Source organism: Pseudoalteromonas sp. S558, assembly GCF_005886635.1.
Taxonomy (GTDB): domain Bacteria; phylum Pseudomonadota; class Gammaproteobacteria; order Enterobacterales; family Alteromonadaceae; genus Pseudoalteromonas; species Pseudoalteromonas aliena.
The window spans coordinates 1-348 of sequence record NZ_PNDU01000696.1; the positions used below are offsets into that span (position 1 = coordinate 1).

Annotated in this window: 1 protein-coding gene; it reads right to left on the bottom strand. The window is 37.9% G+C overall.

The features are described from left to right. Nucleotides 1-75: 75 nt before the first annotated feature. On the bottom strand, nt 76-348 hold a 273-nt coding region (locus CWB66_RS21985), incomplete at its 5' end, for a hypothetical protein (RefSeq protein ID WP_502705312.1).

The window sequence follows — 348 nt, forward strand, 5'->3', positions numbered from 1 at the left end:
TCCGGTTTCAAAGAGAAATATGGGAGGTAAATTAAACAAATGTTAACGCGAAGTAGGAGAAAAATAAGGCGCTGTTTAGCTTTCAACAACACCTTTAAATAAAAAGGGATAACGTCTTAAACGATTGCCAATAAAGTCATCGGCCATAATCTGCTCACAAATTTCGTCGATGTTATCAGTAGCTTCAAACACCCAATCAAAACGTTCAATCGCGAGCAAAAAACCGCGCTTTAAGTGTGTTTGTTCGCGGTAATAAGCAAGATTGTTTTTTATCAGTTGCAGCTTTTCAGGCTCAGCTTTTAATTGAGCAATAACTTGGTGAAGAAACTGCAAATTGCGCGAACTAGT